Annotated in this window: 10 protein-coding genes; 1 reads left to right on the top strand and 9 read right to left on the bottom strand. The window is 36.3% G+C overall.

Going from position 1 to position 14,973, the window contains the following annotated elements; all coding sequences use genetic code 11:
• Positions 1–24: 24 nt before the first annotated feature.
• The 9 genes from ggt to allC form a co-directional block, all read right to left on the bottom strand.
• Positions 25–1,605, bottom strand: coding sequence for a gamma-glutamyltransferase (gene ggt, locus I7822_RS14820; protein ID WP_207979442.1), 1,581 nt, complete (start codon positions 1,603–1,605; stop codon positions 25–27).
• On the bottom strand, positions 1,602–2,849 hold the full coding sequence (locus I7822_RS14815) for an MFS transporter (RefSeq protein WP_207979440.1): 1,248 nt from the start codon (positions 2,847–2,849) through the stop codon (positions 1,602–1,604). The genes ggt and I7822_RS14815 overlap by 4 nt, the downstream gene beginning before the upstream one ends.
• Before the next feature lie 361 nt (positions 2,850–3,210).
• Complete coding sequence (locus I7822_RS14810) at positions 3,211–4,194, bottom strand: aldo/keto reductase (protein WP_207979438.1); 984 nt, start codon at positions 4,192–4,194, stop codon at positions 3,211–3,213.
• Between the two features lie 175 nt (positions 4,195–4,369).
• The gene (locus I7822_RS14805) at positions 4,370–5,752 is read right to left on the bottom strand and encodes an allantoinase (protein ID WP_207979436.1); all 1,383 of its coding nucleotides are present in this window, start codon (positions 5,750–5,752) and stop codon (positions 4,370–4,372) included.
• A 530-nt stretch (positions 5,753–6,282) separates the two neighbouring features.
• Positions 6,283–7,734, bottom strand: a complete 1,452-nt coding sequence (locus I7822_RS14800; protein ID WP_243459479.1) for a YfcC family protein — start codon at positions 7,732–7,734, stop codon at positions 6,283–6,285.
• A 580-nt stretch (positions 7,735–8,314) separates the two neighbouring features.
• Positions 8,315–9,184, bottom strand: a complete 870-nt coding sequence (locus I7822_RS14795; RefSeq protein ID WP_207979434.1) for a fumarylacetoacetate hydrolase family protein — start codon at positions 9,182–9,184, stop codon at positions 8,315–8,317.
• A 133-nt stretch (positions 9,185–9,317) separates the two neighbouring features.
• Positions 9,318–10,496: an amidase gene (locus I7822_RS14790; RefSeq protein ID WP_207979531.1), complete on the bottom strand. Its 1,179-nt coding sequence runs from the start codon at positions 10,494–10,496 to the stop codon at positions 9,318–9,320.
• A gap of 108 nt (positions 10,497–10,604) precedes the next feature.
• Positions 10,605–11,849 carry a pyridoxal-phosphate-dependent aminotransferase family protein gene (locus tag I7822_RS14785; protein ID WP_207979432.1) on the bottom strand — a complete coding sequence of 415 codons (1,245 nt, stop codon included), beginning with the start codon at positions 11,847–11,849 and terminating at the stop codon, positions 10,605–10,607.
• Between the two features lie 14 nt (positions 11,850–11,863).
• Positions 11,864–13,108, bottom strand: a complete 1,245-nt coding sequence (allC, locus tag I7822_RS14780) for an allantoate deiminase (protein ID WP_243459478.1) — start codon at positions 13,106–13,108, stop codon at positions 11,864–11,866.
• 213 nt (positions 13,109–13,321) lie between these two features.
• Between allC and I7822_RS14775 the strand changes: the two genes are divergently transcribed.
• Entirely contained in the window at positions 13,322–14,956 is a 1,635-nt protein-coding gene (locus tag I7822_RS14775; RefSeq protein ID WP_207979430.1) for a PucR family transcriptional regulator, read from the top strand.
• Positions 14,957–14,973: the final 17 nt, after the last annotated feature.

Here is a 14,973-nt window from a genome sequence, read left to right as displayed (position 1 = left end):
CATGTGTAAAAATAACGTTTAGTTTTACCTTCCAACAGCTGCACCATCACTTCTGGGATCAACACCACCGTGTACAAAGCCTTGATCATCTATTAAGATTGCATTTGCATGTCCCATAATACCATCTAGTTCATTTACTCTTTTTACAATATGTCCAGATTTCATTAGTTGCTCGATTACCTCTAGGCTAACTCGCCCTTCAATTTTAAGTTCTTGTGTTTCTTCACCCCAGGTTCTTCCCCAAACAAATCTAGGCTCACTGATCGCCTGCTGAGGATTCATACCATAGTCGATCATCCTTGTAATTATTACTGTTTGTGTTTGCGGTTGGCCTTCACCACCCTGTGTACCATAAAGTATCCGAGGTCGTCCATCTTTTAACGCCATCGCTGGCATTAGTGTATGGAACGTTCTCTTTTTAGGTTCAAGGCAGTTAGCACGTGATGAATCTAGAGAAAAGAATGACCCTCTATTTTGCATTATAATCCCTGTGTCACCTGCAACTACCCCTGATCCAAATTCAAAGTATAAACTTTGAATAAATGAAACAGAGTTGCCTTCATCATCAATTACAGCTGCATGCGCAGTATCACTTCCTACAGATTGAGTTTGAATATCCTTTGCCTTATCAAATTGAATTGAGTTGGCCATTTTTTGGGCATAGGATTTGCTTAGTAATCTATCTAATGGGATAGAGTGAAACTCAGGATCAGTTAAAAATTGATTTCGATCTTGAAAGCTTCTTTTTAATGATTCTACTAATAAATGATAATATTCGTAAGAACCTTCCTGTATAGATGCAAGATCAAAGTTTTCTATTATATTAAGAGCCATTAATCCCACGAAGCCTTGAGAATTAGGCGGAACCTGATACATATGATAACCTCGATATGTCGTTGAAATCGGCTCAATCCATATCCCCTGATGTTCTGCAAAATCTTCTTCAGTGAGCAATCCACCTTTTTCTTTTAAACTTGAAATAATTCGATTTCCCAACTTTCCTTTATAAAAACTATCTCTTCCGTTTACTGCAAGATCTTTCAAAGAGTTGCCTAAATCTTTTTGGGCAAATTTTCCATTTATATTAGGGACTGTTTCATTAGGTAAGAAAATTGCAGCTGAATCTAGATCTTTTTGCAGTATATCTATATTTTTCACTGTATTTTCATGCTGATCCATTGAAAAAGGAAACCCTGACAATGCATACTCTATAGCTGGTTCTAATACTTCCCCTAATGATAATCTTCCATACTCTTTCAGGACAGCATCCCAACTATCTACCATTCCTGGTACGGTTATGATACTTTCTATCCCTCGATTGGGAATAGAACTCTTCCCTTTATATACGTCACGTGTTACTTTAGAACCCGAACGACCACTTCCATTATAAGCACGGACCTTTTGATCGTTTACACTATAAGTAAGCCAAAAGGAGTCACCTCCAAGACCTGTCATATGTGGATAAACCACAGCAAGACATGCACTAACAGCTACTGCAGCATCAAAGGCATTCCCACCTTTTTGAAGAATTGTATTTCCAGCTTGTGATGCTAAATAATGGGGACTCACCACCATTGTCTTACTCCCTACAATTGCTTTATTCATCCTATTTTCTCCTCCGTAACTGAATTACTTTTTATTACTTTTGTTTTAAAATTGGTTGTTTCCTTTACTTTATTGTCAGTAAAGATAAACATAATTGCCCCAATGATCAATAGTCCTCCTGAAAGATAAAAACCGAATTCTAGACTTCCAGTTTGATCAGCAAAATATCCTGTAATATATGGTGCAAAAATGGAAGAAAGCATACCACTAAAGTTAAAAAATCCATATACTCTTGAATACATTGAAGATGGTGTAATATCAGCCATATATGATATTAATACTGGATCAAGTGCTAATTTCCCCAGTAATCCATAAAGGGATAATCCTACAAGAAGTAAAGAATAGTTTTCTATATATGGAATGGCAAATTGACACAACGCTCCAGCAAATGCTAATACGATAATTAGTGGCTTTTTGCTTTTTATTTTGTCTGACAAGAACCCAAAGATAATTGCACCTGGTATAGATGCCCATGGTACTAATGATGCAATGACTCCAGTTTGCGATGCTTCAACTCCACGCGCCGTTTGCAAGTAGTAAGGAAGCCATGTCAGCATTCCAAAAAATCCATATAATGAACAAAAGATTAATATATAAACTAAAATATGATTCTTGGTAAATAGCTGTTTGATGTTGCCTTTTTCCTGTATTTCCTTTCCTTGTTTCGGCTCTTTATGCCGATTGTCTTGGACAAAGATTCCAATTAAAATCGCGACAATGATAGTTGGAACTGCAAAAACGTAAAATGGAAATTGCCATCCTTTATTTAATGTGTAAGTAAAATAACTAGATGAGATAAAACCAAGAGAAATACCGAACGCCATTCCACTATTAATAAGAGCAGAGACTAGCCCTCTATATTTTTTAGGAGTGATGCTCGAAGATATTCCATATTGTGAACCATAATATGTACCTTCACCAAGACCAGTCATTGCTCGCATCAATAAGAAAAGACCAAAGCTTGCAGCTAATCCACTCATGTATGTTGCAATTCCAAATAAAAGATATCCAACTACTAAAACTTTTACTCTTCCAAACTTATCTGCTAAAAACCCGGTTGGTATCTGCATGAAAGCATAAGCAGCGAAAAACACTGTTGACATTAAACCTAGCTGAGCATTGTCTAACCCCCACTCTTCACCAATGCTCCCCATAACTGGAGAAAGTATATTTCGATCTGCATACATAAAGACCCAACCTAAAAAGAACAGAAAAATGACAAAAGCAGGATGTGTTTTTCTCATTAATAAAACTCCCTTCTATTATCTGAATATTGGGATCATTATAGCAACATTTTTTTCAGAGAAGGGAGTTATTGTCACATATTCTTACATGGTTTTTTGACATTTCGAAATCCACTTGACTATTTTTCATTCGTTTCGTAGTTAATTTTCAACAATTTGTTTCGAAATGAAAAATTCATTTCACCAAATTAATGATAAAGATCTAGTATGTTAGATTTAGCTTCACCGTTCCTTTACGTGAGCTTGCTACAAAAAGCGAGTAATAAACCACTATATCTTTTAATAGACAAAAAAATCGACCAAAATCTATTAATAGATCCTAGTCGAATTATTTCCAATTTTATGATTAGTAAAGTTCTTACTATCTACGAAACTTTTCAAGAAATCTTGTCGGGTATTCACTAGGAAGCTTACTTATCTTGTCTAGATTATTCCAATGCTCTTCACTTAATTTCCAACCAACACTTCCCATATTTTCTTCGAATTGCTCTAGGCTGCTTGCCCCAAATATAGGCGAAGTAATTTCTTCTTTGTTTAATAACCAGTTTAATGCAACTTGAGCAGGCGTTTTATCAATTTCATGTGTCACTTCTTGTACTGCTTGTAATATTTCAAAGTTCTTTTCATTGGCTCTATTTTCCCAACTAGATTCTCCAACTCCGTTTGAAAGCCTGCCACTTGTCGGGACTTCACCTTTACTATATTTTCCTGTTAAAAACCCTCCACCAATTGGCGCCCAAGGGATCACACCAACATTTTCTTCTTTACAAAGTGGAAGTACTTCTCGATCCATTTCACGGTTTAATAGACTATACTGCGGCTGAATCGAAATGAATCGAACAAGATTATGAAAGTCACTGTAGGATAAAGCCTTCATCATTTGCCAAGCTAAAAAGTTTGAACAGCCTATGTATCTTACCTTTCCAGAGCTAATGAGGTCATCTAACGTTCTGATTGTCTCTTCAATAGGAGTGATATTATCCCAAACATGAAGCTGATATAGATCGATATAATCTGTATTTAAACGTTTAAGACTCTGGTCAACTCCCTCTAAAATACGACGACGAGAATAACCAAAATCATTTGGGTGTGGACCTACACGCATTCTTACCTTTGTTGCTAATACAACTTCTGAACGTCGGTCTTTAATTGCCTTTCCAACAATACGCTCAGATTCCCCACCTACATAAACATCTGCTGTATCAATAAAATTCCCACCCTGGTCTAGAAAGCGATGAATCATATCAGTTGAATCAGTTTCATTTACTTCCTTCCCAAAGGTCATTGCCCCTAAACATAACTCTGACACTAACAAACCGCTTTTTCCTAATACTTTGTATTCCATTTTTTGCTCTCCCATCTCTTTTTACTACCTATTCATTTTTTATATTCGAGATTAGGGTGTTTATTCCTTTAAATTATTAAAATGTGAAATAGTTAAATTTATTAGTAAAAATAAATAAACATATGTAAAAACCTATCTCTGTTCGAAGAGAGGTTTTTTACGCTATCAAAAGAGCCTAAACTGATTTAAGTGCTGAATTTTCACTTGGCTTTACCCAACGGCCATTAGGAATCGGAGCCACTATTACTCCCTCTTTAAATACCAAGTTGCCTCTATTAAAGGTTCCCACGATTCGGCATGGGAAAGTGTGTCCCATATACAAGCTTTGTTTATGCTTTGCATAAAAGTTTTCTTCCGTAACTGTATGTGATTCATTTAATGTGATAATTGCTAAATCAGCGTCTGCACCTTTAGCTATTTTCCCCTTTCGATCCGCAAGTCCGAATCTTTCTGCAGGCGCTGATGCTGTCCATTTTGCGATAGTATCAAATGGTATTTTATACTTTAAGGCAAGCTCAATCATTGACAACAATGTAAACTGTCCGCCACTAATTCCGCCCCATGCTTGAAACAGATTATAAACATTAGGATCTTTTAATTCATAAGGACATGGGGAATGATCTGATGAGATCATATCAAATTTATCTTCTAGTAAAAGAGAAATTAATTTTTGTTGCTCGTCTTTTTCACGTAAAGGTGGAGCACATTTAGCAATCATACCTAATCCTCTTAAATGTTCATGGTTATATAATAAATAATGAGGGCAAGTCTCAACCGTTATATTCATTCCTTTTTGTTTTGCATGCTCAATCACTTCAATCGCTTTAGCTGAGCTTATGTGTACAAAATGTAGAGGACAGCCAGTTAGTTCTGAATAGTAAATGGCACGTTCTACGGCTTCGACTTCAGCAATAATCGGACGTGACTCTAGATAATCATCTGCACTGGATTTCCCTTCTTTTTCTTTCTCTTCTTTTAACCAGTTCGTAATTGCAGCACTTTCTGAATGAAGAGCTAACACCTTACCCAGTTTTGCGATGATTTTCATTCCATTTAGTAATGTTAGATCATCAACTGCCTCAAACTCTTTATTACCTGTTGTAGATAGGAACGCTTTGAAGCCTATCACACCTGATTCAGCAAGAGCTTCTAAATCCTTTTCATTTCCCGGAACAAGACCGCCCCATAAGCTAAAGTCAATAAAGGATTTTTCATTCCCAAGCTCCGCTTTTGTAGATAATGCCTCTAGATTTACGGTTGAAGGAATTCCATTTAACGGCATATCAAAATAAGTCGTGCATCCTCCTGCTGCCATCATCATCGAACCTGTATGGAACCCTTCCCAGTGTTCTCTCCCTGGTTCACTAAAGTGGACATGTACATCAATCATTCCAGGAAAGATGAATTGGTGCTTTGCGTCCCATGTAAAGTCCGCTTCATCAGTTATACCTTCATTAATAATTGCAATTTTTCCATTCTTAATTCCAATATCAGTTTCTTTTACACCGCTAGGAAGAACAACTTTTCCATTTTTAATAAGGACGTCCAAATATGCCATGTTTATTACTCCTTTACATAGCTTTCATGCGTCACAACCCAGAATTTCATTAGAACAAAATAAGTGATACTAGAAGAAATAATACTTAATATGTTAAAAAACCTAACATTTGATTTATTATCAGTTTATAATATCTGTTATTATATTTCATTAGAAGAAATGTGAATTTTCCAATATATATTTGTACCGTTTAACCAAAAAGAAAAGGATTAATTTCACCAACCAGAAAAACACTCTTGATACATCCCTAACTAGGTAAATACATACCAAAAATCATCATATTGATCACAAAGCATGATTAACCTTCTTCATTTAGAAACCCACAATAAAACAGACATAAAAATAAAAACGTTTAAAGCAGAGGATTCCCCTCATTGCTTTAAACGTTTTTAACAAAACAACTATTTCCAATCATACTCTGAAAATTGAGCATAAACGGATCACAGTTTTTTAGTAACTATTCTTAACTCCTTTCTAAGAAAAGGATAGATCCACGTTTTATAAAACAACATTTCTCGAACATTTTACAATCAACCATTCCACTGAATCATTTGAGCGATAATAAGGAAAAACACCGAAAGCGAAAACCATATTAAAAACAATGGCAAGTAAAAACGAACCCACTTTTGCCACGAAACACCAGCTAGTGCAAGTGTCGCCATAAAGTATCCCGATGTGGGAAATAAAATATTTCCAAGTCCATCGCCAAATTGATAGGCTAAGACGGCCGTTTGTCTTGTTACCCCAATTAGGTCTGAAAGTGGTGCCAAAATCGGCATTGTAACCAAAGCTTGACCGCTACCAGACGGAACCAAAAAACTAAACAACATTTGTACAAAAAACATCCCAATCGCGCTAAATACCGCTGGAAACTCACCAACAACCGAACCTAAGCTATTCACAATCGTGTCCATCACTTGACCATCTTCCATGACAACAGCAACCGCTCTGGCTATACCAATTATAATTGCGCCAACCAACACTTCACGGAAACCCTCATTAAATCCTTCACAAATATCTGTTAGTTTTAAGCCAGCAATCAGTCCAATCACAATACCCATGATAATGAACAGTCCTGCCATCTCTAACATAAACCAACCTTTCATCAATACCCCATAAACAAGCAATGAGAAAAAGCCTAACAAGATAACTGAAGCAACCTTTTGACGAGTTGTTGCACGACGCTTGTCCACTGCGGTTTTATTTAGATAAACCGATCTTTTACTTGAATCTTCTTCATAAACTAAGCTAGTTTCTGGATTTCTTTTCACTTTTTGAGCATAGCGAATAATATAAAGGATTCCCACTAAGGCAAATACAACAAAAGCTATAAACCGTAACTCGATCCCCGAGAACACTGGAAGCCCTGATATCTTTTGACCTAGACCTGTATTAATCGGATTAAGAAAGCCCGTCATAAATCCTGCAGTCGTTGCTACTAAAGCTACAGCAGCAGCCACCATTGAGTCATAACCTAAAGCGATCATTAATGGCAGAATAACTGGAACATACACTAAACTTAATTCCTGGGTGCCAATCAAACTACAAACAGTAGCAAACACAACCATTAATACCGGAATTAACACAATACTTCTTGTCGCAAATTTCCTCGTTAGCCTATCTACCCCGATTTCAATAAGTCCCGTTTTTCTGATTACGACAAAAATTCCTCCAATAATAAAGGTAAAAAACACAACCTCACCAGCAGCTACTAACCCCCTTGGTATTGCTGTCATAAAGTCAGTCAAACCAACAGGTGTCTGTTCAACTCGTTGATATGAATTCGGATCAATCGTTGTTCTCCCTTCTGGCCCTGGAATTCTTTCGTATACACCCGCCGGAACGAAATAAGTAGCTATTCCCGCAAGTACAATAAATAAAAATAAAATGACATAAATATGCGGCATTACGAACTTCTTTTTTACTACTTGAAGTTCATTGTGAATACCTTTAGATACATTTACACTTCTTTCTATCGCCATTTTTATTCCATCCTTTCAGTATAGATAGGTTTTACACTTTACATATACAGTTACATATACTCACATTTAATGTAACGAAAACTAACATTAGACTTTAATAACAGTTTATACTAGCTGTTTTTAAAATTCATTAGGAGATATGTGAATTTTCCGATATTTCTTTGTGCTTTTTAACCAAAATTAAGAGAAGTTATATTACATAAGCATAAATTCATTTAGTATAGCTTTTGAAATTTGGCCGAAGCGGGATTAATGAAGAACATATTTTTTACAAATACAAAATTCCCAGAATCGAAAACATCAAAGGATTTGTCTATTGAAAGAATTTCCCTATGAACAAAAGTGCAAGCGCCTTGATCAACATAAGGCAAATAAGCTAATTTAGAATAGAAGGCGTTCTTTGCCTTCAATTCTAAATTAGCTTATGACCTCGAGGGGCTAGGCGCTAGAGCTGGATGCTAAGCGCTTATCCACAGTACAAGAATTTTATAATTTCCTAGAAAAAACAAAACAAGCCAAGCACTTTCTAAGAAAGGCTTGACTTGCTCGCTATGATGTTATTCATACAATAGTAAATGGCCTATCGAGGAACTCCTTTTACAGGGTTTAGTAAATTTTTAAACCCATTAATTTTGCATTCTACTACATCGCCATGACGAATTATAACGGATCCAGGCGTACCTGTCATAATAATATCCCCTGGATGTAAAGTCATACTATGAGAAAAAAAAGATACAATCCACCAGGGCTGGTACATCATATTTGCTACGACATTACGATGATGAACTTCTCCATTTAAAACAGTTTCTACAGTAAGATCCTTAATGTTAGAAAATTCATCAACAGTTATAAAATACGGACCAAAACTAAAAAATGTATCAAAACTTTTAGATCGTTGCATATAACGTGGGTTTTTAGCATGAATATCCTTCGCAGTCATATCTAATGTAGTAGTAAAACCAGCTACAACACTTGATGCATCACATTCCTTAACATCTTTGCATGTTTTTCCAATAATGATTCCAAGTTCAGCTTCTGCTGTTACTATACTAGACTGAGGCGGCAGCACAATAGATTCCTCAGAACCAATTAAGCTAGTATCAGGTTTCATAAACATAACCGGTTCTTCTTCAGGAGGCTTCCCTGACAATTCTATTGCTTTTTCCATATAGTTCATGCCGACTCCCCAGATTTTCCCTGGATTACGATAGAGTGGTGCATATGTAATTTCTTCTGCAAGAATATGAGGGGACTGATTCAGTTTACTCTTCCCCTCTTCGTTATACCACAAAGTTATATCAGCTAATTGTCCCTTTTGTAAAATATCAAAAAGGCCTTTACTCCAATTTTTTCCCACTATCTCGTTTATCGTATTCATTGAAATTACTTTATCACCAGAAATAATTGCAGCGATTTCTTCTCCTTCTGCATTCACGGTTGCTAGTATCATATCTGTTCTCCTTATATCAATCATAAAATGCTTTTTACATAATTCTCCTTAATTGTTATGCAAAAAAGTTCTTAATAAGTAGATTAACTATAAGTAAAAGTTAAAATTAGCTGTCTATCTTTAGCTTATATTTTTAAACAGTCCTTTTCTCAAAAAATTCATTTGCCCAACTTAATAATTTCAGGTCCTGATTATGATTAGCGATAAACGATAATCCTATCGGAAGTCCGTTCACTTCTGCAACAGGAAGCGTAACCTGAGGTAGGCCTGCTAAGCCAGCGATACATGATAGCTGCATGGTTTTCGCTCGATATTGCTCTGCTTTATCTCCATGTAAATGTAATAACGGTGCTGATCCTGGAGCAGTTGGAATGATTAATAACCCTTCTTCCCCTAAAAGGTTTGACATCGATTCGCGAATTTTTTCTCTTAATTCATATTGAGATTTACTCTCACTTTTTTTCAATGCACTTGTCCATTGGAATCTTTCTGCAATACCAGGTCCAAATGTTGGATTTTCCTTTCGAATCCATTCACCATGTTCCTCCCAAATCTCAATTCCTTGAATGGTACGAAACGTATTCGCCCATACCCCTAAACCCTCTTCCGATATTTGTACCCGCTCAATGTCATCCGTTATTTCTTCTACTGAAGGAATACAAGCTAATAAAGCCTCTTTGTTTTCTTTATCCAACAGATCCCAAGCGTCTTCTCCTAAGAAAATTCGATTAAAACGCCCATTCTTACTTTGATTCTCTATAAGTATTTGACCAACATTCAGTAATAACTGTGGTTCTCTAGCCATCCAGCCAACAGTATCAAAGCTTTTCGCTAAAGGTATTACTTCTTCAATTGGGACTACACCGTGCGTAGGTCGAAAACCATAGATTCCACAATAGGAAGAAGGGATACGAACAGATCCCCCTGTATCTGTTCCTAATGCAAAGTCTACGAGACTAGAAGAAACTGCAACTGCCGATCCGCTGGAGGATCCACCTGGAATATGACCAGGTGCCTTAGGGTTTACAGGTGTTCCGTAATGAAAATTCTCACCATTCAAACTGTACATAAGCTCATCTGTATGTGTAGTTCCATTAAGCTTTGCTCCATGATTGAGAAGGAGACTTATGACCGGTGCATGTTGTTTTGCCGGATCATGTGTTCGGAGCCAATCAGGATTCCCCGCTCCACTTGTATACCCTCGAATTGCAATTACATCTTTTACCGCAAATGTTAAACCATCTAACTGTCCAGACACTGCTGGTTCAATGGCCAAATCCTTATCTACGAATGCACTCCATTTATCATTCATCATCGTCCCCTCCATATGAACAGAAATTTTCTTTCGTTTCAAATCATCTTCTAAAGTAATCTTAGGACTCTCGCCTTATTTTCATTATCAACCAAATCGTATTTACTACTATTTCACGACTAAATGGGATACCTCATATACAGTAAGTGCAGCTTGTAATCCTTTCCCTACTTGAAGTGATGCACCATGACGAATAAGCACAGCCTCAAGAGCAGCCAGCACAAACAAGATATTTTCCTTTCGGCAGCTGTATCCCATCGATCCGATTCTCCAAATCTTCCCGTGCAGAGGTCCAAATGAACTTGCAATTTCTATCCCAAACTGTTGGAGAAGCATTGTTCTTACTGAATCACCGTCGATACCAACTGGAATGTTTATACATGTAACCATAGGCAGCTTCCAAGGGACATCATTAAATAATTCCAAGCCCATCGCTTTAATTCCTTCTACAAGTGCTTTTTCATGTAAACGATGGCGTTCAAATCGTTCCTTTAGTCCTTCTTGTAAAACAATACGTATCCCTTCCCGTAATGCGTAAAGCATTGATGTGGCTTCGGTATGATGATTTAACCTCCTCGGTCCCCAATAATCTTGCAGCTGACTTAAGTCAAAATAGTTACTACGAATTGGCTGCTGCTTCACATCTAAAAAATCATGTTCTGTCGCAATTCCTTTTTCCACCTTTTTACGAACAGTGATAATCTGTTCAATACGCTCATTATACGTAATAGGAGCCATACCAGATGGGACAGATAAGCACTTTTGGGTGCCGCCTATTACTGCATCAAGCTGCCATTCATCTACTTTTACCTCTGTTCCACCTATCGTTGCAACCGCATCCACGATACATAATACATCAAGCTCTCGGCAGGCAGGCCCAATCTTATCTAAAGGCTGTATACATCCAGTTGATGTTTCACCATGGACAATCGCTACCACTTTTGGTTTTACCCTTTTTATTTCACTAATAATTTCTTCTTGATCAAACACTTCTCCCCATTCACATTCCATGATGTGGATATCAGCACCATTTCGCTCAGCGATTTCCGTTAACAAATGTCCAAACCTTCCATATATCGGGATTAAAACTCTATCACCCTGTTCTAAAACACTACATAAAACAGCTTCAATACCAGCACGAGATGTTCCATCGATCGGAAATGCCCACTTGTTTTTTGTTTGAAACACACGACGAAGCATTTCCATTGTTTCATTCATCATCTGTGTAAACGCTGGATCAAACTGCCCAAGTATCGGTGTACTCATAGCACGCAAAACCCTTGGGTCCACTTCAACAGGTCCTGGAGTCATTATCGTTCGTAACGGTGTATTTATTTCATGAAAAGTATTCATTGTTTTCTCCTCCCTTAATAGGCTAATTCATATAAAACCTTTATTAATAGTCGAATTCCTTTTTCTAAATCCTCTGTACTAGTAAATTCATGTGGTGAATGACTGATCCCTTTATGACTTGGTACAAATAATAAAGAGGTTGGACAAAACGAACCAAATACTTGTGAATCATGACCCGCCCCGCTCGCCATTTTTTTATAAGGGGTTTGATCTTTGTTTAAAATCGATTCAGAAATTTCAATCAATTTTTCACACATTTTTACCGGCTTTTCATTCATCCAATTTTTAATCCTTAATTCAGTATTATGGCTATCCGTAATCGACTGAAATTCTTTAAAGATACCCATAGAAAATCGGTCAATAACATCATCTTCACTATGGCGAATGTCAATAGTAAATGTAGCCTTACCAGGAATAACATTTGCAATATTTGGCTCTAAATTTATCTGACCTACTGTTGCTACTAAATCTGAATTTGTCTCTCTTGCTTTCTGAATAAGTAATTGAATAAGCCCAGATGCTACATACAACGCATCTTTTCGCCAAGCCATCGGTGTCGTACCCGCATGATTACTCTCCCCAATAACGGTAATTTCATATCTTCTTTGCCCAACAATATGACTTACTATCCCAATAGACTTTTCTTCTCTTTCTAATACTTCACCTTGCTCTATATGAAGTTCTACAAAACAATCAATGTCATCTCGTTTTGGTTGTCGATATTCTCCTTGACCAAACCCTGATTCGTGCATCGCTTTTATAAAAGAAGTATCTTGAAGATCCACTAAATTTCGAACATCCTCCATGGTTCTTACACCAGTAATATTACCAGATCCCCAATATGTCATTGGGAAGCGACTCCCCTCTTCCTCACACAATGAAACAACCTCTATATTCTTTTTAGGAACTCCATAATATTCAAATAAATACTGCATAGCTATCATGCCAGCAATGACACCATATGCTCCATCATACTTTCCACCATCAATGACAGTATCAATATGAGATCCTGTTAATATAGTAGTAGAATCTTCTTGACTACCTGTTAATCTTCCAAATAGATTACCAACATCATCAAAATAGACATCTAATCCAATCTTTTTCATCCGTTTCTCAAGTGCTTGTTGTGCACATCGCCATTCATTTGAATACAATTGCCTTGTAACACCATTACTTTTACTTTTTCCGAATGAACCTAACCACTCCACCATCTCTTCAATTTGTCCGAATAAGGCAGGTGATTTCTCGTTTATAACCAACCTAATCCCCCCTATTCCAGTTATTTTTCCTATCGTAGATTGTTATAAAAGTTAACATATTTAGTAATATATATATTGATTTTAAAATAAACATCCTTTAAAATCATTCACATATATGTAGAACATTTACTAAATTTATTGTTTATATTGTCTAAAATTCTCATTAAAAACATAAGAAACTTGTAATCACTCAAAAGAACAGGAGGAGAAAACATGAGAATAAGTGAATTAATAGATCTTCCCCAGTTCAACGGTGCAGAATTAATCGCAGGAAAATATGGTGTTGATCGTGAAGTAAGTACTGTAAATATGATGGATGCTCCTGATATTATTCACTTTTTAAAGAAGGATGAATTACTCGTAACGACAGCCTTCCATTTCAAGGATGATCTTGATTCACTTTTACTTCTTATTATAGAGATGAATAAACAAGGATGTTCGGGATTAGGAATTAAAACAAAGCGATTTCTACAAGAAATACCTAAAGCAGCTATTTCACTTGCAAATGAACTTCACTTCCCACTTTTAGAATTACCTATTTACACTTCACTAGGCGATATTGTAAATAAGTCGCTCAGTTATATCCTTGATATTCGTACAAATGAACTTCATCAAGCCATGCAAACACATCAGCAATTTACAAATCATATTATGAGTGGGCAAGGCATACATAAAATCCTTGAGAGTTTATCTTCTCTTATTCGCTTACCTGTTGTCCTGCTCAATCATCAATTACAGCCAATAGGAAGAAAGAAAATTCACAATTTAAAACTTTACGAAAACATCGAATTATTAATTGCCACCGGCCATTACTTTCATTTCCCTAAAACAACAATGACTGCTTTCTCATTATTAAACGAAACTCGAGAGACAATCACGCTATTCCCTGTTTATACACATAAACAGTATAGTTACCTATGTACATTAGGATCTATACCATTATCAGATCGCTCAACGATTTTAACCATTAAACAAGCAACAAATGTTATTGCATTTGAATTAATGAAAGAAAATGCACTTAAGCAAAATACAAGACGTATCCAAAACGAGTTTTTTACCAACTTTATTAAAGGAGCATTTTCCACCACCGAAGAGGTAATCAGTAGAGCTAAAGAGTTTGAGATAGTAAATGAACAACGATATGTTTGTGCAGTTGGTAAAATAGATGATGAAGAGAAGAATCTTACTTTGATGCAATACCAGTCCGAGCAGGAACTGATTTACGATACAATTGAGTCAGAACTTCAAAGATTTCATCAAAAAATACACTTTTTCACAATCGATCAATCATACATCTTACTAATGGAAATGAAAAGCGGATGGAAAGGGATTGAACAACCGTTCCTCTCATTTTTAAAGAAAATACAAATAAAGATTTCTGCTCACTTCCAAGAGGAACTTTCATTTGGTATTAGTAATTACGCTGAACAACTCATCCAAGTTCCTACCTCATACAAAGAAGCAACTGACGCCCTATATTACGGAAAGATGTCCGGAAAGAAACAATTCATTGAAATATACCAACCTAAGGAGGTTCCAGAAATTTTACGTATGGTTCCTTTTGATCAATTAAAAAAGTTTTATACAGATACATTTCAAGCATTTGCCAATGAACCAAGAAGGGATCATCAAGTACTACTACAAACGTTGGCTGTTTATTTAGAAACACATTGTCAAATGTCTGAAACAGCAAAGCGGCTTTATGTACACCGCAATACTGTGATTTATCGTTTAGAAAAATGCGAGGAAATTATCGGCAGAAGTTTGAAAGAACCAGAAGAAACATTAAGGTTACGTTTAGCTTTTAGAATTAAAGCTCTAATTCAAGGGAACAGCCTGCATATTTAACTTGAAGTGATTAAACC

The organism is Metabacillus bambusae, assembly GCF_017497975.1.
Lineage (GTDB): Bacteria > Bacillota > Bacilli > Bacillales > Bacillaceae > Metabacillus > Metabacillus bambusae.
This window is presented reverse-complemented; position numbering and strand designations above follow the sequence as displayed.

Excerpts from the sequence above, each read along its gene's own strand:
- ggt (WP_207979442.1), bottom strand. The coding sequence starts at position 1,605 with ATGAATAAAGCAATTGTAGGGAGTAAGACAATGGTGGTGAGTCCCCAT.
- I7822_RS14815 (WP_207979440.1), bottom strand. The coding sequence starts at position 2,849 with ATGAGAAAAACACATCCTGCTTTTGTCATTTTTCTGTTCTTTTTAGGT.
- I7822_RS14810 (WP_207979438.1), bottom strand. The coding sequence starts at position 4,194 with ATGGAATACAAAGTATTAGGAAAAAGCGGTTTGTTAGTGTCAGAGTTA.
- I7822_RS14805 (WP_207979436.1), bottom strand. The coding sequence starts at position 5,752 with ATGGCATATTTGGACGTCCTTATTAAAAATGGAAAAGTTGTTCTTCCT.
- I7822_RS14800 (WP_243459479.1), bottom strand. The coding sequence starts at position 7,734 with ATGGCGATAGAAAGAAGTGTAAATGTATCTAAAGGTATTCACAATGAA.
- I7822_RS14795 (WP_207979434.1), bottom strand. The coding sequence starts at position 9,184 with ATGATACTAGCAACCGTGAATGCAGAAGGAGAAGAAATCGCTGCAATT.
- I7822_RS14790 (WP_207979531.1), bottom strand. The coding sequence starts at position 10,496 with ATGAATGATAAATGGAGTGCATTCGTAGATAAGGATTTGGCCATTGAA.
- I7822_RS14785 (WP_207979432.1), bottom strand. The coding sequence starts at position 11,849 with ATGAATACTTTTCATGAAATAAATACACCGTTACGAACGATAATGACT.
- I7822_RS14775 (WP_207979430.1), top strand. The coding sequence starts at position 13,322 with ATGAGAATAAGTGAATTAATAGATCTTCCCCAGTTCAACGGTGCAGAA.